Source organism: Nocardiopsis sp. NPDC055879 (assembly GCF_053615935.1).
Map to the genome: position 1 here is coordinate 73007 of NZ_JBSHCT010000003.1, position 23725 is coordinate 96731.

Below are 23725 nucleotides of genomic sequence, written 5' to 3' on the forward strand. Positions count from 1 at the left end.
CCAGTTGTGGACCCCGCCCATGGGGTGCAACACCAAAAACCCCCACCCCCCCCCCCCCCCGACCCGGCCCGGGGGGGGGGCCCCCCCCCCCCCCCCCCCGCCCCCCCGCCCCCCCCACGACCGTCCTCAGACCCTCAGGTCACCCTCCGGGGCGGGCAGGGTCGGCAGCAGGTGCGCCACCCCGGCGGGGTCGCCGTCCCAGTCCAGGGCGCGGATCTGGGCGAGGCTGCGCCGCCCGGTGATCGCCCTGGCCAGCTCGAAGGCGCTCGCGCTCAGGCCGAGGTCGGCCCCCTTCTCGGCGTCGCCCTCCCCCAGCCGCCACTCCTGGCCGGTGTCGGCGGCCTTCACGTGTACCGAGGGGCGGTCGGCGGGCCAGCCTCGGGCCAGGCCACCCAGTACGAAGGCGGCGAGCTGGTCGGCGCCCTCGGTCTGGGGTTCCATCCCCAGCGCGCCACGGATGTCGTTCTCGTGGTGCCAGGTGTCCAGCGCCGGTAGGGAGTAACGCAGCCGGGTCCGGGTGCGCATGAGTTCGAGCAGGGCGGGCGCGCCCTCGACCCATTCCGCGGTGAGTTCGTCGATGCGTTCGTCGGCACGGTCGGCGACCTGACGGGCGGTGACCTCGTCACTGGCCGGGGGCGTCACCAGGCCCTGCACGACCTCGACGCAGAGGCCGGCCATGTGGGCGTAGGTCTGGCGAACGTCCCAGGCGGGGCAGGCCGGGACGACGGTGGCGAGAGAGGCCTCGTCAAGGCCCGCGGCCAAGGCGACGAGACGGTCTTGGGCCTGCTGGTAGATGAGCGCGGAGTCCATCGTCCAACCCTACCTAACACTGTTAGGGGCAGGTCCGGTCCACCGTCTCCGGCAAGGCTTCCTCCGGGGAAAGGAAATGACAAAAGAAGTCCAGGAATACACATCCGCGGTCTTCTCATGCGTATCGATGCGAGCGCGAGGGTAGGCGCGCTCCCAACCGCATGACCAGCCGATCCGAGGAGGTTGTGGTGATGCACTCGCAGGATGGGTCCGGTGGACCCGACAGCGGCGGCGGCCAGAAGACCGAAGCGGCTCGCGCGGCCGCGGGCGAGGTCGCGTCCACCGCGAAGGAGCAGGCACGGTCCTTCGCCGGTGAGGCCCGCTCGGAGACAGGGCACGTCATGAACGACGTCCAGGGGCGCCTCCGGGAAGAGGCCGAGGATCAGACCAGGAAGGCTTCGGGAAACCTGCGCCAGTGGTCACAGGAACTGGAGTCCATGGCCGAACACGCGGACACGGACTCGCCCGTGGGCGACGTGGTGCGCCAGGTCGCGGAAGGCGGCCGCGGGACCGCGGACTTCCTGGACGAGCGGGGCGTGAACGGTCTGTTGGACGAGGCCCGCGACTTCGCCAGACGCAAGCCGATGGCCTTCCTCGTGGGAGCCGCGGTGGCCGGGTTCGCACTCGGACGCATCCTCAAGGTGTCCCCCGAGGGCTCCGAACAGGGAGGTTCCGAGGGATCGGGGCGGGGCTCCTCCTCGGTCCAAAGCCGGGAGCCCGCTTCGCTGCCCAGGCAGGGCAGCCCGTCCGCGGGCGAGACGATCCCTCCCGGCGTGGCCTCCGAGAGGCTGGGGCGGAATCCGGAAGGAGGGGGGATCTGACATGGCGACGGTTCCCAGGCCCACACCGGGCACACAGGACCGGATCCGGCGCGAGTGGGACCAGGACGACCGGTCCCTGTCCGAACTCGTCGGGGTGGTGACGACCGACCTCCAGACGCTGTTCCGCCAGGAGATCGCCTTGGCCAAGGCCGAGCTCCGTGAGGAGGGCGCCAAGGCGGGCAAGGCCGCGGGGCTGCTCGGTGGAGCCGGGTTCGCGGGCTACATGACGGTGATCCTGCTCAGCTTCGCCGCGGTGTTCGGCCTCGCCGAACTCATCGGGCTGGGCTGGTCCGCCCTGGTGGTGGCGGTGCTGTGGGCGATCGCGGGTGCGGTCATGTTCGTCATCGGACGTAAGCGGATGCGCGAGGTCTCACCCACACCCGAGCGCACCATCGAGACTCTGAAGGAGGACGCCCAATGGGTGAAACATCCGACCGGATAAGGCAGGACATCGAGCGCACGCGCGCGGAGCTGACCCAGGACACCGACCGGCTGGTGGACCGCGCCAACCCGCGTAAGGCGATCGACCGTCGCACCCACCGGATGCGCCGCAAGGCCGGGGAAGTGAAGGATCGCGTCATGGGATCGATTCCGTCTCAGGGGTCGGGTGGGAGCTCCACCGGGAGCTCGATCCGACAGAACGCCGAGCAGATGACCGACGCGGTCAGGTCGGCTCCCCAGCAGGCCGTCCGGCAGACCCGGGGCAACCCGCTCGCCGCAGGACTGATCGCCTTCGGCGCCGGTCTGCTGGCCGCCTCGCTCATCTCCGAGAGCAGGGCGGAGCGGCAGGCCGCCCGCCAGATCCAGGACCGTGCGGGCTCGATGATCGAGCCGGTCGAACAGGCGGTCTCCCAGTCCGTGAACCGGGTGAAGGAACAGGCCACCGATTCGGCCCGCGACGCCGGAGAGCACCTGAAGGAGAGCGCCTCGGAGAGGGCGCGCTCCACCGGTGAGCAGGCCCAACACCAGGCGAAGGGCGCGTCGGAGGAAATGCGCGGTTCCTGATCCGCGCGGAAGGCTCCGACCGCCGGTCGTGCCCGCGTCGTCTCCCCGCCCGGTTCGGCCGCGGTGGGCGAGGCGGCGGAGCGCGACCACGCCCTTCGTCGACGGCACCGGCGAGATGGCGAGGAGCGGAGAAGGGAAGTGACCGATGGTCCGGCAGAGCGATCAGACACGGGGCGGCGAGCGCGCTCCGAGGGGAGAGGCCACGGCTCCGACCCGCATGGCGAAGTCCTCGTGGTGGGGCGCCCTGCGTAGGACGTTCCGGGAATTCAGCGCGGACAACGTGAGCGACCTGGCCGCCGCGCTGACCTACTACGCGATCCTCTCGCTCTTTCCGGCACTGTTGGTACTGGTGTCACTGCTCGGTCTGGCCGGGCCGGACGCCACCCGGACACTGACCGAGAACGCCTCCGCGCTCCTGCCCCCGGATGTGGCCGGGCTGGTGAACACCGCCATCGAGAACCTCCAGGGCAGTCAGGGCGTCGCCGGCCTCGTCGGTATCGTCAGCCTGGCCGTGGCCCTGTGGTCGGCCTCGGGGTACATCGCCGCCTTCATGCGGGCGTCCAACGTCGTCTACGACGTACCGGAGGGGCGTCCCATATGGAAGACGCTGCCCATCCGCGTCGGCGTCACCCTGATGCTGGTCGTCCTGATCACCGTCACCGTGCTCGCTGTCGCGGTCTCGGGCGGGGTCGCCGAGCGCGTCGGACAGTTGGTCGGTCTGGGGCCCACCGCGGTGACGGTGTGGAACATCGCGAAGTGGCCGGTGCTGCTGCTCCTCATGGCCTTCATGATCGCTCTCCTGTACTGGGCCTCGCCCAACGCCAAGCGCGGCTTTCGCTGGGTCAGCCCGGGCAGTCTGCTCGCGGTGCTGATCTGGCTGGTCGCCTCGCTGGCGTTCGCCTTCTACGTCGCCAACTTCGCCTCCTACAGCAAGACCTACGGGAGCATGGCGACCGTGGTGATCTTCCTCGTGTGGCTCTGGATCAGCAACATCGCGATCCTGCTCGGTGAGGAGTTCAACGCCGAGATCGAGCGCGGGCGCGCGGAGGAGGCGGGGCAGCCCCCCGAGGAGGAGCCCTACGTGGAGATGCGCGACCGCCCGAAGGGGAAGAAGGGCGGGAAGCCTCGGCGAGAACACGGCTGAGGCGGACGGAGGGCACGTGTGGGCTCCTTGAGGAGCCCACACGTGTCGTGTTCTCGGGGACCGGCCCCGCTCAGGCGCCCAGACCGGACATCAGGTCCGCGAACGACGTGGGCTCCTCGTAGGGATCGGCCTTGTCCGAGGTGTGCTCGGTGGCCAGGATCGCCAGCTGTCGGGCGGCCCGCTCGACGCGCTCGGACAGCTCGCGTCCACCGCTGTCCCCCGCTCCCCAGTCCTCGGAGGCGGCGTAGACGCCCGTGGGCACCACCACCGAGCGGGTGTAGGAGAACATCGGCCGCAGCGCGTGCTCCAGCACCAGCGAGTGACGCGGGCTGCCGCCGGTGGCGGCGACCAACACCGGGGTGCCGTCCAGCGTGCCGGGTTCGATCACGTCGAAGAACGACTTGAACAGGCCGCTGTAGGAAGCGTTGAAGACCGGGGTCACCGCGATGATCCCGTCCGCGTCGGCGATGTCGGCCAGGACCCCGGGCAGCTCACCGGTGGGCACACGGGTGGTCATGGCGTTCATGATGTCGTGGGCCACCTCGCGCAGCTCCACGACGCGCACCTCGACCTTCTCGCCACGTTCGACCAGGGCCTCCTCGGCCGCGGCGGTCAGACGATCGGCCAGCAGACGGGTCGAGGAGGGGTTGCTCATCCCCGCCGTGACGGTCACCAGCTTCCGGGTCATCGGGTCTCCTCCGTCTTCGTGGCGGTCTGCTCCTTGGCGGCCAGGAGCGAGGCGTGGTCGGGCGCGTCGGGCACGTGGGCGGGCTTCATCGCGGCGAACTCCTTGCGCAGCACCGGGACGACCTCCTCGCCCAGGAGGTCCAGCTGCTCCAGGACCGTCTTGAGCGGCAGTCCGGCGTGGTCCATCAGGAAGAGCTGGCGCTGGTAGTCGCCGAACATCTCCCGGAAGCCCAGAGTACGGTCGATGACCTCCTGCGGGCTGCCCACGGTCAGCGGGGTCTCACGGGTGAAGTCCTCCAGGGAGGGGCCACCGCCGTAGACCGGCGCGTTGTCGAAGTAGGGACGGAACTCCTTGACCGCGTCCTGGGAGTTCTTGCGCATGAACACCTGACCGCCGAGTCCGACGATCGCCTGGTCCGCGCTCCCGTGGCCGTAGTGCTCGAAGCGGCGCCGGTAGAGCGAGATGAGCTTACGGGTGTGGGTGGCGGGCCAGAAGATGTTGTTGTGGAAGAAGCCGTCACCGTAGTAGGCGGCCTGCTCCGCGATCTCCGGGCTGCGGATGGAGCCGTGCCACACGAACGGCGGCACGTCGTCCAGCGGTCGCGGCGTGGAGGTGAAGCCCTGCAGCGGGGTGCGGAACTTGCCCTCCCAGTCGACGACGTCCTCGCGCCACAGGCGGTGCAGGAGGTTGTAGTTCTCCAGCGCCAGCGGGATGCCCTGTCTGATGTCCTTGCCGAACCAGGGGTAGACCGGGCCGGTGTTACCGCGACCCATCATCACGTCCACCCGACCGTCGGCCAGGTGCTGGAGCATGGAGAAGTCCTCGGCGATCTTCACCGGGTCGTTGGTGGTGATCAGCGTGGTGGAGGTGGACAGGATGAGCTTCTCGGTCCGCGCCGCCACGTAGCCGAGCATGGTCGTGGGCGAGGAGGCCACGAAGGGGCGATTGTGGTGCTCGCCGCTGGCGAAGACGTCCAAGCCCACCTCCTCGGCCTTGAGCGCGATGGCCACCATCGCCTTGATCCGCTCGTGCTCGGTCGGAGTGCGTCCCGTGGTGGGGTCGGTGGTGACGTCACTGACCGAGAAGATTCCGAACTGCATGGCGTTCCCCGATCCATCTAGCTTCCAAGGAAATTACTTACTATGAAACTATCATGTCGAACCAGCTCGTGGGGCCGGGTATTCCATCGATCTTCGAGGGCCCGCGTTCATCCACAGGCACGCTCCGTATCCACCAAATGTCACTATCGCGTGATACCCCTGGTGAGACAGGTGAAGACACCGTCACAGCGGGCCACAGACCGGCCCGACGAGTGCGGGAAAGGAGAAGGGCGCCTCCCCGAAGCGCCCGACACCCCCATGGCCACCACCCTCGACCCCCGACGGAAGCCCCATCACCCCACCACCTCACCGACCCCACACCGTGCCGTGCCCCGGCAGCGTCGCCCACTCCACCCCGGCGAGGAGACGACCGAGCGCACTCGCGAGCCGGTGGTGCTCGCCGACGCCCTGGGCGAGGTCCTGATCACCCTCAAGGAACGCGAGTCGACCGCCGAGCCACGCTGAGTTCCGCGCACACGAAGGGCCCGGCATCCGAGCCGGGCCCAGTGTTCGTACCTGACAATCCTCCGAACGCGGGCCGCAAGGCCTCGGGCGGGAAGGATCACACCGGTTCGGTCGTTCCATGGATGTGCGCTTGAACCAGGCCGATTCCGCCGCCGACACCCACAACCCCGGGACCGTGCGTGCGCCCGCCGCACCGGGTGGCGGGACAGGAACGAGGGCTCCACACGAAATCGGGTGACGCGGCCCTCACCAGCGCGTGGCGGGTTCCACTCCCGGGCGATCCGAACGGCGTGGTCCTCGTTCAGGACGGGGTGGAAGATGGGCTGCCCGGGCAGCCTTGGGGCCCACTCGCGCCGACCGGGATCCCTGACCAGAGCGAGTTCCACGGGCCCGGTGGGGCGCCACGGGGTGGTCGGCCCAACAGGTGGGTCGAAGGTCGCCGCGACCATCGTCGACCATCGTCCCCCTCTTCCCCGACCGAAATCTCGAAGAGTATGGACAACCCGTGCCCCACAATGCACACGGTTTTTACCGACGACCCCGTAAATTCGTTCGTACAGGCGGGAACACTCCACCTGTACGAAGCGTTATCACAGGTGAAGCACCCCAGACCGAACCCCGACCCCGAAAATCCCACCAGCGTCTGTGAGAAGCTTCGACATCACCTTCAGACCATGCGCGGATGCACGCGCTCGTGTCGGCAATGGGGGTTTCCGACACGAAACCATCGCTGCATCCGCCTTCCCAGCGGCCAGACCGCACTCCGTGCGTAGGCCGCGCCGGTCGGGTCTCACGTTGGGGGACGTGGGACCCGGCCCAGACCAAGCGAATACGAGTGCTCGTGTCGTAAATGGGGGTTTCCGACACGAAACCATCACCGTATTCGCCTCCCAGCGGCCCCACCGTTCTCGGTGGCGGACCGCGAGGTCGGCCCCCACGTTGGGGGACGTGGGGCCGACCAGACCCGGTGGGGGCGCGCCGCACGGCGCGCCCCCGCTTTTTCGTGTCCGGCCGGGACGTCCCACTCCCGATCGGCCGTACTCACTCGCCCGCCCATCGGTGCGTGAACCGTGACCCGGCCCCTCTCGGAGAAGGCCTCGTAGACGACGCCCGTCCCGCGCCGATCCGCACCGACCCACACCCGGTTCAGGGCATCGGTTCGCCTTGTGCGGCGGGTGTTCGTGGACGGCGGTACGATGCGCCTGCACGGGAGGAGACCGAAGGTGACGGGGAACGATAGCGGCGGTCGGCCGACGATGGCCGACGTGGCCGCGCATCTGGGCGTTTCCCGGCAGCTGGTCTCCCTGGTGCTGGGCGATCGGCCCGGACCCAGCGCCCGGACCCGGGAGCGGGTACTGCGCGCGGCCGAGGAGTTGGGCTACCGCGTCGACACCGCCGCGCAGTTGCTACGCCGGGCCCGCAGCCGCCAACTGGGGGTGCTGTTCACGATGGCGCACCCGATGGAGACCGACCTGGTGGGCGCGCTGTACGCGGCGGCCGCCCTGCAGGAGTACAGCGTGGTGCTGAGCGCCCTGATGGCCACGCGCACCGAACGCCGGGCCATCGACGACCTCGTGGGGTTGCGCTGTGAGGCGCTGGTGCTGATCGGTCTGTCGGCCCAGGCCCCCGAGGATCTGGCTCGGGTGGCGTCCCGGGTACCGGTGGTGGAGATCGGGCAGCGCAGCGGAGCGGTCGACACCGACAGCATCCGAACCGACGACGCGGCCGGGACCCGGCTGGCCGTGGATCACCTGGTCTCGTTGGGACACCGGGACATCGTGCACGTGGACGGCGGCGAATCGCCCGGGGCGCCCGAGCGCCGTGACGGTTACCTGACGGCCATGCGCGACCACGGTCTGGGCGAGTGGGCCGAGGTACTGCCCGGTGTCTATGGTGAGGCCGCCGGGGCCCGGGCCGCGAACACCCTTTTGGCCCGAAACCGGTTGCCCACCGCCGTGGTCGCCTGCAACGACCAGTGCGCGCGCGGGTTGATGGCCACGCTGGTGCGAGCCGGACACTCCGTTCCCGGTGAGGTGTCGGTGGTGGGCTACGACGACAGTCGTGTCGCGGGGTTGCCGTTCCTGGGTCTGACCTCGGTCCGCCAGGACGTGGAACGGATGGCGGAACTGGCGGTGGACGCGGCGGTCGCGCGGTTGGACGAGGGGCGTACCGACAGCGCCCATGTGGTGTTGGCGCCCACGCTGACCATGCGGGAGAGCACCGCTCCCCCATGCCGTTGAGTCCACGCGGTCCCGGCGCGAGACAGATCACGTGCCGCACGGTTGATGTGGGCCCCTCAGACCTGACACCCTGGATTTAGCACGTGCCAAACCCGTGTCGCCCCGACCCTGGCGGCAGGCACGTTCTCTCGGCCGCCACAGGCCTTCGTGCCCCTCGGCGCACACTCCACGACCCGTCGCTCGACCACCTCTGAGCAAGAGGGAGGCACTGTCATGCCTTTGGCCCTGCTCGCCCTGGCCCTCGGGGCCTTCGCCATCGGAACCACCGAGTTCGTCATCATGGGCCTGCTGCCCGAGGTCGCCGCCGACCTCGGTGTGCCCATCCCCACCGCGGGGCACCTCATCTCCGCCTACGCCTTGGGCGTGGTGGTGGGCGCGCCGCTGCTCACCGCGTTGAGCACGCGGCTGCCGCGCAAGACCGCGCTGCTGTTGTTCATGGGCGTGTTCCTGCTGGGCAACCTGCTCACCGTGTTCGCGCCCTCGCACGAGACCGTGTTGGTCTCCCGCTTCCTGGCCGGCGTTCCGCACGGTGCCTACCTGGGTGTGGCCGCGCTGGTGGCGGCTCACCTGGCCGGTCCCGGCCGGCAGGCCACCGCGGTCGCGCGAGTGATGCTCGGACTGACCATCGCCAACATCGTCGGGGTGCCCGCCGGCACCCTGCTGGGACAGCTCACCGGCTGGCGCACCGCCTTCCTCGTGGTGGCGGTCATCGCCGGCCTGACCGTTCTCGGTGTGGCCCGCTGGGTGCCGCACGTGCCGATCGGCCGCAGCGGTGGCCTGCGCGGGGAGTTCTCCGCCCTGGCCCGGCCACAGGTGGTCCTCGGCCTGCTCACCGCGGTGTTCGGGTTCGCCGGGGTCTTCGCGGTCTACAGCTACATCTCCCCGATGATGACCGAGTTGGCGGGCATGCCCACCTCCGGTGTGCCGATCGTGCTGGCCCTGTTCGGGGTGGGCATGACCTTGGGTTCGCTCCTGGTGGGCCCATTGGCCGACCGCTGGCTGCGCCCCACCATCTACGGTTCCCTCGCGAGCCTGGCGGCCGTGTTGGCGTTGTTCACCGTGGCCGTGCACAACCCCTGGACCGCCGCGATCGGCGTGGTCGTCCTGGGGGCCGTCGGCTTCGGGGTGACCGCCCCGTTGCAGGTTCTGGTGATGAGTCGGGCGGGCACCGCGCCCAGTCTGGCCTCGGCCTCCAACCACTCCGCGTTCAACCTGGCCAACGCCGGTGGCGCCTGGGTCGGGGGCGTGGGCATCGCGATGGGTCTGGGCTACGCCTCCCCCGCGGCGATCGGCGCGGTGCTGGCCGTGGCCGGCCTGGGCATCGCGGTGACGGCGGGGTTGTTGGACCGCTCCTCCGAGCCCGAGCAGGAGGCCGTCGGCGAACCCGCCCTCGGCCACTGACACCCCCGGCGCAAGCGCCCGTGTCCCGCTTCGGGGCGCGGGCGCTTCGCTGTCGGTAACCGGTTTCCCCGAGGGGTTGACTTCCTCCTTTGTTAACGCCAACAATGTTGGCCAGGTCACAGCAGCCCCCTCATGGCCTCGTCCCTCACGTGGCGTAAGGGGTTCATTCAGTGAGCGCAGCCGAGAAGGGACCTCTCCTTGGCCACGAATGTTAACGCCAACAATCCGGGTTCCGCCGAACCTCCCCCCGACCCCGTGGTGGTCGGTATCGACTTCGGGACCCTCTCCGGACGCGCAGTCGTGGTCCGGGTCCGCGACGGCGCGGAACTCGGCACCGCCGAACGCGCCTACCTCCACGGGGTCATCTCCGACCGGCTGCCCGGCCACGAGGAGCCCCTCGAACCGGAGACCGCCCTGCAACACCCCGAGGACTACCGAAGGGTCCTGAGCGAAGCCGTTCCCGCCGCTCTGCACGCGTCCGGGATCACCCCGGATCGGGTCATCGGTGTCGGTGTCGACTTCACCTCCTGCACGGTCCTGCCCACCACCGCCGACGGAACCCCCCTGTGCGAGGCCCCCGACCTCGCCGGGCGCCCCCACGCCTGGCCCAAGCTGTGGCGCCACCACTCGGCCCAACCCGAGGCCGACGAGATCAACGCCTTGGCCGCCGAACGCGGCGAACCCTGGCTGGGCCGCTACGGCGGGCGGATCTCCTCCGAATGGCAGTTCGCCAAGGCCCTTCAGGTACTGCGCGACGACCCCGAGGTCTACCGGCGCGCCGACCGCTGGATCGAGGCGACCGACTGGATCGTGTGGCGACTGTGCGGACACGAGACCCGCAACGTGGCCACAGCCGGGTACAAGGGGATCCACCAGGACGGCGCCTGGCCCACCAAGGACTTCCTGGCCGCGTTGGACCCCCGCTTCGCCGACTTCGCCGCCGAAAAGCTCGACCACCCGTTGTCCCAGCTGGGCGAACGGGCCGGTGGCCTCACCGCCGAGGCCGCCGCCTGGACCGGCCTGTTCGAGGGCACCCCCGTGGCCGTCGGCAACATCGACGCCCACGTCACCGCGGCCGCCGCGCAGACCACGGCGCCCGGTCGGATGCTCGCCATCATGGGTACCAGCACCTGCCACGTGATGAACTCCGAGGTCCTGGCCGAGGTGCCGGGGATGTGCGGCATGGCCCTGGGCGGCATCACCCCGGGCATGTGGGGCTACGAAGCCGGGCAGAGCGGCGTGGGCGACATCTTCGGTTGGTTCGTCGACACCCACGTGCCCCCGGCCTACCACCAGGAGGCCGCCGAACGCGGGGTGTCCGTCCACGACCTGTTGTCGGCCAAGGCGGCCGACGCCCCGGTGGGCGCGCACGGTCTGGTGGCCCTGGACTGGCACAGCGGCAACCGGTCGGTCCTGGTCGATCACTCCCTGACCGGCGTGCTGGTGGGCATGACACTGGCCACCCGCCCCGAGGAGGTGTACCGGGCCCTGGTGGAGGCCACCGCCTTCGGCACCCGCACCATCATCGAGGCCTTCACCACCGCGGGGGTGCCGGTCCACGACCTCACCATCGGCGGCGGCATGGTCCGCAACCCCTTCGTCCTTCAGGTCTACGCCGACGTGCTGAACCGGCCCCTGCGGGTGGTGGACACCGAGCACAGCTGCGCCGTGGGGTCGGCCATCCACGCCGCCGTCGCCGCCGGGGCCCACCCCGACGTCCACACCGCCTCCGCCGCCATGGGCCGGGTCCGCCCCGACACCGTCGACCCCGATCCGCGCCGGGCCGCGGCCTACGACGCCCTGTTCGAGGTCTACACCGAACTGCACGACCACTTCGGGCGCGGCGGCACCGACAGCCTGCACCGGTTGCGGGCCCTGCGACAGGACGCGCTCACCTCCGACGACGCCACCCAGGGAGTGCGATGACCTCCATCGACGACATCCAAGGCCTGCTGACGCGCCACCGCGCCGAGGTGGAACACGTGCGTGAACACGTGTGCGGGCTGCACGCCGAACTGACCCGGTGGGACCTGGTCACCTGGACCAGCGGCAACATCTCGGCCCGGGTGCCCCACACCGACCTGATGGTGATCAAACCCAGCGGGGTGTCCTACGACGACCTCACCCCCCAGGACATGGTCGTGTGCGACCTGCACGGCGCCCTGGTCGAGGGCCGGCACAAACCCTCCAGCGACACCGACGCCCACGCCCACGTCTACCGGGCCCGCCCCGACGTCGGCGGGGTCGTGCACACCCACAGCCCCTACGCCACGGCCTGGGCCGCCCGCGGGGAGCCCGTGCCCTGCGCCATCACCGCGATGGCCGACGAGTTCGGCGGCGACATCCCGGTAGGCCCCTTCGCGCGCATCGGTGACGACTCCATCGGACGCGGCGTCGTCCGCACCCTGGAGGGTCACCGTTCCCCCGCCGTCCTCATGCGCGGCCACGGGGTCTTCACCATCGGCGCCACCGCCAACGCCGCCGTCAAGGCCGCGGTGATGTGCGAGGACGTGGCGCGCACCGTCCACCTCGCCCGCCAGGGCGGCCCCGTCGAACGCCTACCCCAAGAGGACGTCGACGCCCTCTACCACCGCTACCAGAACGCCTACGGACAGTGAGGAAGCGACGTGCCCCTACCCACACCCCCCGCGACCGACAACCCGGCGGTGCGCGCCCACCGGCCCCGTGTCGGGTTGCTCGGCATCATGCAGCCGCTCTACGACGACATGATCCCGGGGATCACCGAGCACCAGGCCGCCTACGCCGGCCGGGTCGCCGATCGCCTGTCCGACGTCGCCGAGTGGACGGTCGCTCCACCCGTCCGTGGTCGTGAGGACGCCGAACGCGCCCTGCGTTCCTTCGAGGCCGAGGGGCTCGACGGCGTCCTGGTCGTCATGCTCACCTACGGCCCCTCGCTGCGCGTCACCCGGGCCCTGTCCGGGTTGCGGCTGCCGGTCGCCCTGGCCAACATCCAGCCCGACCCCGCCGTCAGCGCCGCCTGGGACATGGACGACATGACCTACAACCAGGGCATCCACGGGGCACAGGACACCGCCAACGCGATGGTCCGGGCCGGGGTCGACTTCGAGGTCATCACCGGTGAGTGGCAGAGCCCGGACTTCGCGGAGCGGGTGGACCGCTGGGCTCGGGCGGCCCACACCGTCAGCGCGCTGCGCCGGTTGCGGGTGGGCGTGTTCGGCTACCCCATGAACGGCATGGGCGACGCCCGCGTGGACGAGTCCGCGCTGTTGCGCAAGCTCGGACCGGAGGTGCACGTGATCGCGCCCGGCGCCCTGCACCGCGCCATGGCCGACCTGCCCGAACAGGCGGTGCGCGACCTCATCTCCTGGGAGGACGGGGTGTTCGACGTGGACACCCGGTTGTCCAAGGAGGAACGCGAGGACCACGTCCGTATGCAGTTGGGCATCGAACGACTCCTGGAGGAGTCGGAGTGCGGCGCCTACTCCACCCACTTCGACGCCATCGGTGAGGACGGGCGTTTCGCCCGGCTGCCCATGGCCGCCGCCTCCACCCTGATGGCCCAGGGGTACGGCTTCGCCGGAGAGGGGGACGTCCTGGCGGCCTCGATCGTCTACGCCGGGCACCGGCTCGCCGGGGACGGTCACTTCACCGAGATGTACGCGATGGACTTTCCCAGCGACTCCATCCTGATGAGCCACATGGGCGAGGGCAACTGGCGGCTGGCCCGCGAGGACGAACCGGTACGGCTGATCAAACGCCCGCTGGGCATCGGAGGTCTGGACGACCCGCCCACCCTGGTGTTCCGCTACCGCCCGGGGCCGGCGACACTGGCGTCCCTGGTCTCCCTGGGCGGGGAACGGTTCCGTCTGGTGGTGGCCGAGGGCGAGGTCCTGGACTCCCCCGAACTGCCCGCCCTGGAGATGCCCTACGGGCAGTTCCGTCCCGCCTCGGGCGTGCGGAGCTGCATGGACGCCTGGCTGCGCGCCGGTGGCACCCACCACATGGTCATGAACTCCGGTCACATCGCCCAGGACTGGCGTGTCCTGTGCGAGCTGGCCGGTATCGAGTACGTCCCGGTCTGAGCGGCCGGCCAGGCGCCCCCCGGCGCCCGCACCCCCTGGGGAGGGCTCCCACCGGGAGCCCTCCCACCCCCGGCGCGATCACCGACGCCAGAACCCTGGCCGACGAGGACCCCTACGCCGCCAACACCATGCACGCCCCCGACCGGGTCGTCCCTCGACCGGCCGAGGACGTGCACCTGTCCGAGGGCACGCTCACCGCGGTCCTGCCGCCCGTGTCCTGGTCCGTCATCACCCTGCCCCCGGTCAGGGTCGACCCACCCCAACCGAGTACGGAAGAAGGCCCCGATGCCCCGACCATCACTCCTGTCCGTCGCCGCCTCCCTCTCCGGCGTCGCACTGCTACTGACCGCCTGCAACGGTGTGGGCGACGCCGCCCGCCCCGACGGTGAGAACGGCGTCATCGGCATCGCCATGCCCACCCAATCCTCCGAACGCTGGATCGACGACGGCGACAACATGGTCGCCGAGTTCGAGGACCGCGGCTACGGAACCGACCTGCAGTACGCCGAGGACATCGTCGAGGACCAGGTCGCCCAGATCGAGAACATGATCACCCGAGGCGTGGACGCCCTGGTCATCGCCTCCATCGATGGTGAGGCCCTGGGCGACGTCCTCGACATGGCCGCCGACGGCGACATCCCGGTGATCGCCTACGACCGGCTCATCATGGGCAGCGAGCACGTCGACTACTACGCCACCTTCGACAACTTCGAGGTCGGCGTCCTCCAGGGGCAGTACATCGTCGACACCCTGGACCTGGAGAACGAGGACGGCCCGTTCAACATCGAGCTGTTCGGCGGCTCCCCCGACGACAACAACGCCTACTTCTTCAACGACGGCGCGATGTCGGTCCTGCAACCCCACATCGACGACGGCACGCTGGAGGTCCTGAGCGGCCAGACCTCCATGGAGCAGATCGCCACCACCCGCTGGGACGGTTCCATCGCCCAGTCCCGCATGGACAACCTGCTCAGCGCCAACTACTCCGACGAGGAGGTGCACGCGGTCCTGTCGCCCTTCGACGGCATCAGCCTGGGGGTGATCGAGTCCCTGCGCGCGGTGGGCTACGGCACCGAGGAGCAACCGCTTCCCGTCATCACGGGTCAGGACGCCGACCTGTCGTCGGTGCGCTCCATCGTCGCCGGGGAGCAGACCCAGACGGTCTTCAAGGACACCCGCGCCCTGGCCTCCCAGACCGTGGACATGACCGAGGCCCTTCTCAACGACGAGGAGGTGCCGGTCAACGACACCGAGTCCTACGACAACGGGGTCCAGGTCGTTCCGTCCTTCCTGCTGGAACCGGTCTCGGTGGACCTGGACAACTACCACGAGGTCCTGGTCGAGGGCGGCTACTACGAGGAGTCCGAGCTCGAATGAGCACCGCTTACACCATTCCCGACTCCCCGGGGCCCCTGCTGCGGATGAGCGACATCCGCAAGGAGTTCCCCGGGGTACGGGCCCTGGACGGGGTCTCCCTGGAGGTGGCCCCCGGCAGCGTCCACGCGCTGATGGGTGAGAACGGGGCGGGCAAGTCCACGTTGATGAAGGTGCTCAGCGGGGTGCACCCGGCCGGTTCCTACACCGGGTCGGTGGAGATCGACGGCGAGCAGCGGGCGTTCTCCGACGTGGTCGCCGCCGAACGCGCCGGGATCGCCATCATCCATCAGGAACTGGCGCTGATCCCCCAACTCTCCATCAGCGAGAACGTCCTGTTGGGCCATGAGGAGACCCGGTTCGGCGTCATCGACTGGGGCGCCACCCACGCCCGCGCCCGTGAACTGCTGTTGCGCGTGGGCCTGGACGAGAACCCCGCCCTGCCCGTCTCCGCGCTGAGCATCGGTGCCCAACAGTTGGTGGAGATCGCCAAGGCCCTGGCCAAACGGGTGCGGCTGCTGGTGCTGGACGAGCCGACCTCCGCGCTCAACGAGGCCGAGAGCGACCGCCTGCTGGAGCTGCTGTCGGACCTGCGCGAGCAGGGCGTGGCCTGCGTGCTGATCTCGCACAAGCTCGGTGAGGTGATGCGGGTCAGCGACGAGGTCACCATCCTGCGCGATGGCCGCACCGTGGAGACCCTGACGGTGGAACGCGACGCCCAGGGGCGGCCATCGGTCGACGAGGACCGTGTCATCCGCGGCATGGTCGGCCGCGACCTGGACCAGCGCTACCCACCGGCTGAGGGCGCCGTCGGCCCGGTCCGCTTCGAGGTGCGCGACTGGACCGTGGACCACCCCACCCAGGCCGGACGGCGCATCGTGGACGGGGCGGACCTCGACATCGGGACCGGTGAGGTCGTGGGACTGGCCGGACTGATGGGAGCCGGGCGCACCGAGTTCGCCATGAACCTGTTCGGGCGCTCCTATGGCCGCTACGTCCGAGGTTCCCTGCTGCGGGACGGCGAGGAACTGCGCATGGGCGACGTCGCCGACGCGATCGCCGCGGGGGTCGCCTACGTGCCCGAGGACCGCAAGTCCCTGGGTCTGGTCCTGGACGACGACATCCGGCACAACACCACCATGGCCGCGCTCGGGCGGATCTCCCACCGGGGCGTCATCGACCCGGGCCTGGAGACGGTGGAGGCCCAACGGATGAGCGAACGCATGCGGGTGCGCAGCCGCGGGGTCGACCAGACGGTGCGCACCCTCAGCGGCGGCAACCAGCAAAAGGTCGTGCTGGGCAAGTGGATGTTCACCCGACCTGAACTGCTGATCCTCGACGAGCCCACCCGCGGCATCGACGTCGGGGCCAAGTACGAGATCTACCTGATCGTGCGCCGCCTGGCGGCCGAGGGGGCCTGTGTGCTGCTCATCTCCTCGGAGCTGCCGGAGCTCCTCGGCATGTGCGACCGCGTCTACGCCATGTGCGAGGGGCGTATCACCGGCGAGGTGCCCGGGGCCGACGCCGACCAGGAGACCCTGATGAGACTCATGACCCGAACCGGGGAAACGAAGTGAACCGACCGACCTCCTCACTCCCCCGCCTGCGGGAGATGCTGCGGGGACGCACCCGCCAGTACGGGATGGCCATCGCCCTGGTGGCCATCATCATCCTGTTCCAGATCCTCACCGGTGGGCTGCTGCTCACCCCGCTCAACGTCACCAACCTGATCATGCAGAACTCCTACATCCTGATCCTGGCGATCGGGATGATGCTGGTGATCATCACCGGACACATCGACCTGTCGGTCGGCTCGGTGGTGGCCTTCACCGGGGCGATGGCCGCGATCATGCTCAACTCGTGGGGTCTGCCGACCGTCGTGGTGGTACCGGCCGCGCTGCTGCTCGGCGCGCTCATCGGCGCCTGGCAGGGCTTTTGGATCGCCTACGTGGGGGTTCCGGCGTTCATCGTCACCCTGGCAGGGATGCTGGTGTTCCGCGGCGCCACGCTCGCGGTGCTGGGCGGAGAGTCCATCGCCCCGTTGCCGCAATCGCTGCGGGTGATCGCCAGCGGTTTCCTGCCCGGGCGGAGCGACGGACCACACCTTCCCACCCTCCTCCTCGGGTTGGCCGGGGCCGCCGTGATCGTGTGGATCCAGTGGCGCTCGCGGGCCCGTTCACGCGCCCGGGAGCTGCCGGTCGCTCCGGTCGCGGTCACCGCCACCGGGTCGGTGCTGGTGGTCGCCGCCATCATGGCGTTCACCTACGTGGTGGCCGAGCACAACGGGCTTCCGCTGGTGGGCGTACTGCTGATCGCGCTCATCGTGGGCTACGCGTTCGTGATGCGCTCCACCACCATGGGTCGGCGCGTGTACGCCGTGGGCGGCAGCGAGCGGGCCGCCGCGCTCTCCGGGATCCGCACCAAACGGACCACGTTCTGGGTGTTCGTGAACATGGGGGTGCTCTCGGCGCTGGCCGGGCTGGTCTTCACCGGACGTCTGAACGCCGCGACCCCCGGCGCGGGCACCATGTTCGAGCTGGACGCCATCGCGGCGGCCTTCATCGGCGGTGCCTCCGCGGCCGGTGGGGTGGGCAGCGTCGTCGGCGCGGTGATCGGTGCCCTGGTCATGGGCGTGCTCAACAACGGGATGTCGCTGATCGGGCTGGGCGTGGACTGGCAGCAGCTCATCAAGGGCCTGGTGTTGTTGCTGGCCGTGGCCTTCGACATCTACAACAAGCGCCGCGTCGGAGGCGCGGCGCCGATCATGCCGAAGTTGCGGTCGCACCGCAAACCTCCACGGGACCCATAGCATGTCGGGGTTCGTGAGCGAGGTGTGAGGAAGTGGCATGATCAGAGTTCTCCTGGCCGAGGACATGCACATGATCCGGGGGGCGTTGCGGGCGCTGATCGGCATGGAGCCCGACATCGAGGTGGTCGCGGACGTGTGCGCGGGCGGCGACGTGCTGCCCGCGGCGCTCGAACACCGTCCCGACGTCGCCGTCCTGGACGTGCAGATGCCGGGGATCGACGGGGTCGACGCGGCCGCACGCCTCCTGGACCGACTGCCCGGCTGCCGGACCCTGATCCTCACCCAGCTCGCACGCCCCGAGGTCCTACGCCGGGCTCTGGCGGCCGGAGCCTCGGGGTTCATGCTCAAGGACGCGCCTTCGGCCGATCTGGCCCAGGCGATCCGGCGGGTGGCGGCCGGGGAACGGGTCGTGGACCCCGACCTCGCGGTGGCGGCCATCGGGGCCCGGGAAAGTCCCCTGACGGAGCGTGAGGTGGAGGTCCTGCGCCTGGCCGGGGAGGGGGACGAGCTCAAGGAGATCGCCGCCCGGCTCCACCTGGCCCGGGGGACCGTGCGCAACTACCTCGGGGCGATCGTCACCAAGCTCGACGCCCGCAACCGCTTGGACGCGGTGCGCATCGCGACCGAGGCGGGCTGGCTCTGAGCTCTCGGGTCACGACCGGGCCGAGGCCGGCTCGTCCTCGGTGCGCGTCCTCTGACGCAGGGGATGGGTCACGGTGAGTCGGTAGCGGCCGCCCTCGACGGCTCCGACGTCGAGGGCGCCGCCGGCCACGGTCACCCGCGCCGTGAGGTTGGTGACGCCGCTCCCCCCGAACGACGCGACCCGCGGGCCGCCGCGGGCACCGCCGGTGTCGGGTGGGACTCCATCGTTGACCACGCTCAGACACACCTGGTCCTGGGTGGTGGTCGCCCGGATGGAGACCCGGTGGGCCTTGCTGTGCCGCAGCACGTTGGTGATGGCCTCGCGGAGCACGGTGGCCAGCAGGGTGTCGACGTGGTCGTCCAGCAGTTCGGTGTCGATGTCGAGTTCCACGTCGACGTCCGCGGCGATGAGCGTCTCACGGGCCGAGGCGGCCTCGGTGTGCAGTGAGATCTCGGGGTCCTCGTAGGGGATGGCCCGAAGGTCGGTGAGGGCGTTCCGGGCCATCCTCTCGATGTCCCGGAACTCGGTGTCGGCCCGTTCGGGGTCGCGGGCGGCGAGTTCGGCCTTGACCGTGATGGCGGCCAGACCGTAGCCGAGCAGGTCGTGGACGTCGGCCGTGATGCGCCGACGTTCCTTGGTCGCGGCGATCGCCGCGAGCGCCCGCCGTGTCTCGTGCACCTGGGCGACGAGTTTGGTGAGCAACGCCAGGCCGTAGAACATCACCGCGACGGAGACGGTGGCGACCGAGGAGACCGCGATGACGCCGACGGGATCGGGTTTGACCAACACGAGTACGAGGAACTCGGTCAGGACGATGGCGGCGCCCAGGACCCACTGACTCACCCTGTGGACCACGGTGATCAGTGCCGAGGCCACCACAAGGCTGACCAGACTGTGGACCAGGTCGAACTCTTCGTGGATCAGGGGCAGGAGCGCCAGCCCCATCTGTAGGGGCAGGGTCAAGGCCAGGAACCGGGGGCGCCCTCCCCCCTTTCGCGGCAGCAGGTGATGGACGTACAGGCCCACGACGGCCAACGCGATGGCGCAGCCGATGATGGTGTCCGGGGCGGGGTCGACCACCGTGAAGGCCACGGCTCCGGCCATCCAGATGGCCAGTCCGCTGAGGATGATCGGCAGGGCGAGCCTGGGCGTCATGTCGGCGCGGGGCACGTCCCGCGGTGAGGTCGTGGGGATGCGTCGGACCTGTTCGCCCGCCCGACGGGTCACGTCGAGGATCTCCCGGGGGTTTCTCCGCGCGACCAGGCCGACCACCTTCGACAAGGCCGTGCCGAGGACGGTGTCCAGGTCACGGGAGATCCGTTCGCGTTCGGCCGCCACCGACTCCGCGGCCAGTTCCCTGCGAGCCGCGTGCAACTCGACGTACAGGTCGTTGAGTCGGGTCAGGCCGAAGATGATCAACCCCAGGATCAGGGTGTTCCCGGCGGCGCTCACACCCACGTAGAAGTCGGTGTACGAGAGCGCTCCCGCCGCGACGGCCACGGCCCCGAAGAGGAACCAGCGCACGCGCCCCGGGACGAGCAGCAACACGGAGGCGGCCAGGAAGGCCTTCGGCTCGCTCCAGGGGAACAACACCGCCTGGGCCGCGAGGGTCCACAGACCGCGCATCCGTTTGGTCTGCGGCAGGCAGTGCACGAACTGGAGCGCGAGCGTCAGCAGGGTCGCCACGGTCGGCTGGCCGAGGAAGGAGGGCAGGGCCAGGCCCAGGAGCGTGATGCTGAGGATCGCCACGGAGGGTCACTTTATCGCCCTGGGCCAACGTTGCCCCATTTCGCACTATTGCTCCCATTCGTGCAATACGCATGCTCGATCGGTGCGCCTGACACTGGGCACCACTCCGCGAAAACGGAATTCTCTTCACCGCGCCACGGAGACCCGCTTTTCCGGTCGATTCCGGCATACCGAGCGAACCCGTGCGCGCGTCCATGAACGAGAGAGCGGGGTTTTCGGGTGAGTACGGAACAGGTGCCGAACGTCGGCGCTTCGGAGCACGGCCGCATCGGTCCTCCCGGGGCGGAACCGGCCGGAAAGCCCCCATGGGCCGTACGCCTGTCCGGGGTGAGCAAGGTCCACGGCCAGGGCACCGGCGCCGTGCACGCCCTGCGCGACGTCTCGATCGACCTGCCCGTCGGTGGGTTCACCGCCGTGATGGGCCCCTCCGGCTCGGGCAAGAGCACCTTCCTGCACTGCGCGGCCGGGCTCGACACCCCCAGCTCCGGAACCGTCCACCTCGGGGACGTGGAACTGTCCGGCCTGTCCGAGGACAAGCTCGCCGAACTGCGCCGCGAGCGCGCCGGCTTCGTGTTCCAGGCCTTCAACCTCCTGTCCTCCCTGGACGTCCTGGGCAACATCACCCTGCCGCTGCGCCTGGCCGGCAAACGCGCCGACGCCGACTGGCTGCGCGAGGTGGTCGATCGGGTGGGCCTGACCGACCGGGTCGACCACCGCCCCGCCCAGCTGTCCGGCGGCCAACAGCAACGCGTCGCGCTCGCCCGGGCGCTGGTGGCCCGACCCGAGGTCGTGTTCGCCGACGAACCGACCGGGGCACTGGACAGCCGTACCGCCACGGACGTGCTGACCCTGCTGCGCCGCGTGGTCGACCAGACGCACCAGACCGTCGTCATGGTCACCCACGACCCGGTGGCCGCCTCCTACGCCGACGTCGTCCTGTTCCTGGTCGACGGACGAATCGTGGACATCCTTCCCCACCCGACCGTCGACACCATCACCCGACGCATGGCGTCGGCCGAGGAGAGCTGATGTTCGGGCTCGCACTCGCCACGCTGCGCGGCCGCGTCGTCGGCTTCGCCGCCTCCTTCCTCATCCTCTTCGCCGCCTCGGCCCTGGCGACCGCCTGCGGCATCCTGTTGGAGACCGGCGTCCGCGGCGACCAGGAACCCGAGCGCTACGCCGCGGCCCCGGTCGTGGTGGCCGGCGCCGACGCGCTGCGCCCCTCCGGGGCCGAGGACGCCTTCGAACTGTCCGAGCGGGCCCGGGTCGACGACGAGACCGTGGAGCGGGTCCAAGCCCTGCCGGGCGTCTCGGACGTCGAATGGCTGGACTCGGGTATCGCGCTCGGGGTGCACGGCGACGCAGACCCCGAGGAACTGGGCGAGCGGGTCGCCGAGGTTCTGCCCCCGAACACGCTGCGCGCCTACACCGGGGACGACCGCGCCATCGCGGAGTTCCCCGAGCAGGAGCAGGCCCGCAACATGGTCCTGGCCCTGGCCGGCAGCGCCGGCGGCACCGCCCAGCTCATCTCGATCTTCGTGGTGGCGAGCACCTTCGGTCTCCTGATCCAGCAACGGCACCGGGAGTTGGCGCTCCTGCGGGCCGTCGGCGCCACACCCCGGCAGGTACGCTCTCTGCTCCTCGGCGAGATCCTGGTGGCCGCCACCATCGCCGGCGCCCTCGGGGTGGCCCCCGGCGTCGCCCTCGCGCACCGGCTGCACGATCAACTCACCGCGAACGGCTTCCTTCCGCCCGGCTTCTCCCTGACGGTGGGCCCGATCCCGATGGTCGCGGCCGTCCTCCTCGGGGTCGGCGTCGCCCTGCTCGCGAGCTGGACGGCCTCCCGTCGGGCGACCCTCATTCGGCCGGTCGAGGCACTGGGCGAGGCCGCCGTGGAACGTCCCGAGCTCGGACGCGGACGCATCATCGCCGGAACGCTCGTGGCCGGCTTCGGCCTGGTCCCCCTGGTCATGATCGGCCAGATGGGCGGGCAGGCCGCCGCCTCGGCGCCCGCGGCCTCCTCGCTGATCCTGGTGATCGCGGCCGCGCTGTTCGGTCCCCTCATCGTCCGGTGGGCCTACCGGTCGGTCGGCTGGATCCCGGCCCGGATATCCCCCGTATCCGGGTACCTGGCCGCCGCGGCCACCCGAACGAACACCCGACGTCGCGCCGGCGCGGTCGCGCCGCTGATGCTGTTGGTGACCTTCGCCGGCACCACGATCCTCGTGGAGACCACGCAGTCGCACGCGGCGGAGGAACAGGTGAGCGCGGGCACCCTCGCCGAACACGTGCTGCTCCCCCCGGAAGGGGACGCCGGGTTGGACCCCGCCGTCGCCGAGCAGGCTCGGGGCCTTTCGGGCGACCCCGCGGTGACCGAGGTCGTGCGCACCCAGGTGCTGTCCAACGCCTCCTCACCGATGCCCTCGGGGGTCTCGGACTCCCCGATGGTGCCGGCGGAGATGGCCGCGGAGATCCCGGAGTCGCCGATGGTGCTGCTTCCTCTCCCCGCGCAGGGCGTCACCGTCGAAGGGCTGGACCGCAATCTCGATCTCGGTGTGCGCTCCGGGTCCCTGGCGGACCTGAGCGGGGACACCGTGGCGTTGAGCGAACTCACCGCCGACTCCGGAGACCTGGGTGTCGGCGACATGATGCCCCTGTGGATGGGCGACGGCACCGAGGTGGAGCTGGAGGTGGTGGCCACCTACGACCGTGGCCTGGGCTTCGGCGAGGTGATGTTGCCGTTCGACCTGGCCCGTGAGCACACCACGGGGCAGATGGCGCACCAGGTGCTCCTCAGCGGGCCCGAGACGGCGTCGGTGCGGGACCTGGCCGACTCCTCGGCCGGTGCGGTCGTCAGTGACCGGCAGGAGAGTCTGACCGCCCAGCGGTCGGAACGCGAGCTCAACGCCTGGGTCAACTACCTGCTGCTCGGTGTGATCAGCGCCTACATTGCGATCGCGGTGGTCAACACCCTGGTCATGGCGACAGGTGAGCGTCTCCGCGAGTTCGCGCTGCTGCGGGTGGTGGGCACCACCCGACGCCAACTGCTCGCCATGCTGCGGTGGGAAGCGCTCTTCATCGGTGGCCTGGCCCTCGTGGTGGGCGGTATCGGCGTGCTGATCGCGATCGTGCCGTTCAGCGCGATCATGGCCGGAACCCTGATCCCTCACGTACCGCCGCTCGTGGGCCTGGGGATCATGGCGTTCACGCTCCTGGTGACCTTGGCCGCCATGCTCGTTCCGGCGCGCATCGCGCTGCGCACACCGCCGACCGAGGCCCTCACCGGGCCCAGGTGAGCCCGCCGCGCGCGACCTCTCCGTGCTCCCCCTCACCCTCCGGTCCATGACCGGACCCGATACCAGGGGCGCCCCGCCCCACTTTCCGTCCCGGGGCGCCCCGCCCCTCATCCCCC

Annotated in this window: 20 protein-coding genes; 16 read left to right on the forward strand and 4 right to left on the reverse strand. The window is 70.2% G+C overall.

The annotated features are described in order from the left end of the window. Positions 1 to 126: 126 nt before the first annotated feature. Positions 127 to 810, reverse strand: a complete 684-nt coding sequence (locus ACWGKS_RS04365) for a maleylpyruvate isomerase family mycothiol-dependent enzyme (RefSeq protein ID WP_358513218.1) — start codon at positions 808 to 810, stop codon at positions 127 to 129. Between the two features lie 191 nt (positions 811 to 1001). On the opposite strand from ACWGKS_RS04365, the gene ACWGKS_RS04370 reads away from it, so the two are divergent. The 4 genes from ACWGKS_RS04370 (at position 1002) to ACWGKS_RS04385 (ending at position 3780) form a co-directional block, all read left to right on the forward strand. Then, positions 1002 to 1631, forward strand: coding sequence for a hypothetical protein (locus ACWGKS_RS04370; RefSeq protein WP_358513220.1), 630 nt, complete (start codon positions 1002 to 1004; stop codon positions 1629 to 1631). A 1-nt stretch (position 1632) separates the two neighbouring features. Further along, positions 1633 to 2073, forward strand: a complete 441-nt coding sequence (locus ACWGKS_RS04375) for a phage holin family protein (protein ID WP_358513222.1) — start codon at positions 1633 to 1635, stop codon at positions 2071 to 2073. After that, the gene (locus tag ACWGKS_RS04380) at positions 2049 to 2636 is read left to right on the forward strand and encodes a DUF3618 domain-containing protein (RefSeq protein WP_358513224.1); all 588 of its coding nucleotides are present in this window, start codon (positions 2049 to 2051) and stop codon (positions 2634 to 2636) included. The genes ACWGKS_RS04375 and ACWGKS_RS04380 overlap by 25 nt, the downstream gene beginning before the upstream one ends. A 145-nt stretch (positions 2637 to 2781) precedes the next feature. After that, positions 2782 to 3780 carry a YihY/virulence factor BrkB family protein gene (locus ACWGKS_RS04385; protein WP_358513226.1) on the forward strand — a complete coding sequence of 333 codons (999 nt, stop codon included), beginning with the start codon at positions 2782 to 2784 and terminating at the stop codon, positions 3778 to 3780. 70 nt (positions 3781 to 3850) lie between these two features. On the opposite strand, the gene ACWGKS_RS04390 is transcribed toward ACWGKS_RS04385, so the two are convergent. Both ACWGKS_RS04390 and ACWGKS_RS04395 read right to left on the reverse strand, forming a co-directional pair. Beyond that, positions 3851 to 4468, reverse strand: coding sequence for an FMN reductase (locus tag ACWGKS_RS04390; RefSeq protein ID WP_358513228.1), 618 nt, complete (start codon positions 4466 to 4468; stop codon positions 3851 to 3853). Continuing rightward, a complete protein-coding gene (locus ACWGKS_RS04395) occupies positions 4465 to 5568 on the reverse strand; it encodes an LLM class flavin-dependent oxidoreductase (protein ID WP_358513229.1) in 1104 nt (367 codons plus the stop codon). Before ACWGKS_RS04395 ends, ACWGKS_RS04390 begins: the two co-directional genes overlap by 4 nt. A 258-nt stretch (positions 5569 to 5826) precedes the next feature. Between ACWGKS_RS04395 and ACWGKS_RS04400 the strand changes: the two genes are divergently transcribed. From ACWGKS_RS04400 to ACWGKS_RS04445, 10 genes are all read left to right on the forward strand, one after another. Beyond that, positions 5827 to 6033 carry a hypothetical protein gene (locus ACWGKS_RS04400; protein ID WP_358513231.1) on the forward strand — a complete coding sequence of 69 codons (207 nt, stop codon included), beginning with the start codon at positions 5827 to 5829 and terminating at the stop codon, positions 6031 to 6033. Between the two features lie 1256 nt (positions 6034 to 7289). After that, complete coding sequence (locus ACWGKS_RS04405; RefSeq protein ID WP_358513279.1) at positions 7290 to 8273, forward strand: LacI family DNA-binding transcriptional regulator; 984 nt, start codon at positions 7290 to 7292, stop codon at positions 8271 to 8273. A gap of 213 nt (positions 8274 to 8486) precedes the next feature. Then, positions 8487 to 9674: an MFS transporter gene (locus ACWGKS_RS04410; RefSeq protein ID WP_358513233.1), complete on the forward strand. Its 1188-nt coding sequence runs from the start codon at positions 8487 to 8489 to the stop codon at positions 9672 to 9674. Positions 9675 to 9929: 255 nt separating this feature from the next. Continuing rightward, the gene (gene araB / locus ACWGKS_RS04415; protein WP_358513281.1) at positions 9930 to 11600 is read left to right on the forward strand and encodes a ribulokinase; all 1671 of its coding nucleotides are present in this window, start codon (positions 9930 to 9932) and stop codon (positions 11598 to 11600) included. After that, the gene (locus tag ACWGKS_RS04420; protein WP_358513235.1) at positions 11597 to 12292 is read left to right on the forward strand and encodes an L-ribulose-5-phosphate 4-epimerase; all 696 of its coding nucleotides are present in this window, start codon (positions 11597 to 11599) and stop codon (positions 12290 to 12292) included. Before araB ends, ACWGKS_RS04420 begins: the two co-directional genes overlap by 4 nt. A gap of 9 nt (positions 12293 to 12301) precedes the next feature. After that, complete coding sequence (locus ACWGKS_RS04425) at positions 12302 to 13738, forward strand: L-fucose/L-arabinose isomerase family protein (RefSeq protein ID WP_358513237.1); 1437 nt, start codon at positions 12302 to 12304, stop codon at positions 13736 to 13738. Positions 13739 to 14023: 285 nt separating this feature from the next. Continuing rightward, complete coding sequence (gene chvE, locus ACWGKS_RS04430; RefSeq protein ID WP_358513239.1) at positions 14024 to 15115, forward strand: multiple monosaccharide ABC transporter substrate-binding protein; 1092 nt, start codon at positions 14024 to 14026, stop codon at positions 15113 to 15115. Then, positions 15112 to 16689, forward strand: coding sequence for a sugar ABC transporter ATP-binding protein (locus ACWGKS_RS04435; protein ID WP_358513241.1), 1578 nt, complete (start codon positions 15112 to 15114; stop codon positions 16687 to 16689). The genes chvE and ACWGKS_RS04435 overlap by 4 nt, the downstream gene beginning before the upstream one ends. Before the next feature lie 35 nt (positions 16690 to 16724). Continuing rightward, a complete protein-coding gene (gene mmsB / locus ACWGKS_RS04440; protein WP_358513283.1) occupies positions 16725 to 17921 on the forward strand; it encodes a multiple monosaccharide ABC transporter permease in 1197 nt (398 codons plus the stop codon). A gap of 37 nt (positions 17922 to 17958) precedes the next feature. Beyond that, positions 17959 to 18564 carry a response regulator transcription factor gene (locus ACWGKS_RS04445; RefSeq protein WP_358513243.1) on the forward strand — a complete coding sequence of 202 codons (606 nt, stop codon included), beginning with the start codon at positions 17959 to 17961 and terminating at the stop codon, positions 18562 to 18564. A 9-nt stretch (positions 18565 to 18573) separates the two neighbouring features. Here ACWGKS_RS04445 and ACWGKS_RS04450 read toward each other — a convergent pair whose 3' ends face one another. Further along, the gene (locus ACWGKS_RS04450; RefSeq protein WP_358513245.1) at positions 18574 to 20313 is read right to left on the reverse strand and encodes a sensor histidine kinase; all 1740 of its coding nucleotides are present in this window, start codon (positions 20311 to 20313) and stop codon (positions 18574 to 18576) included. A 219-nt stretch (positions 20314 to 20532) separates the two neighbouring features. Between ACWGKS_RS04450 and ACWGKS_RS04455 the strand changes: the two genes are divergently transcribed. Together ACWGKS_RS04455 and ACWGKS_RS04460 are read left to right on the forward strand one after the other, a co-directional pair. After that, complete coding sequence (locus tag ACWGKS_RS04455; RefSeq protein WP_452521711.1) at positions 20533 to 21342, forward strand: ABC transporter ATP-binding protein; 810 nt, start codon at positions 20533 to 20535, stop codon at positions 21340 to 21342. Then, positions 21342 to 23609, forward strand: a complete 2268-nt coding sequence (locus tag ACWGKS_RS04460) for an ABC transporter permease (protein WP_358513247.1) — start codon at positions 21342 to 21344, stop codon at positions 23607 to 23609. Before ACWGKS_RS04455 ends, ACWGKS_RS04460 begins: the two co-directional genes overlap by 1 nt. The last annotated feature ends 116 nt before the right edge of the window (positions 23610 to 23725 follow it).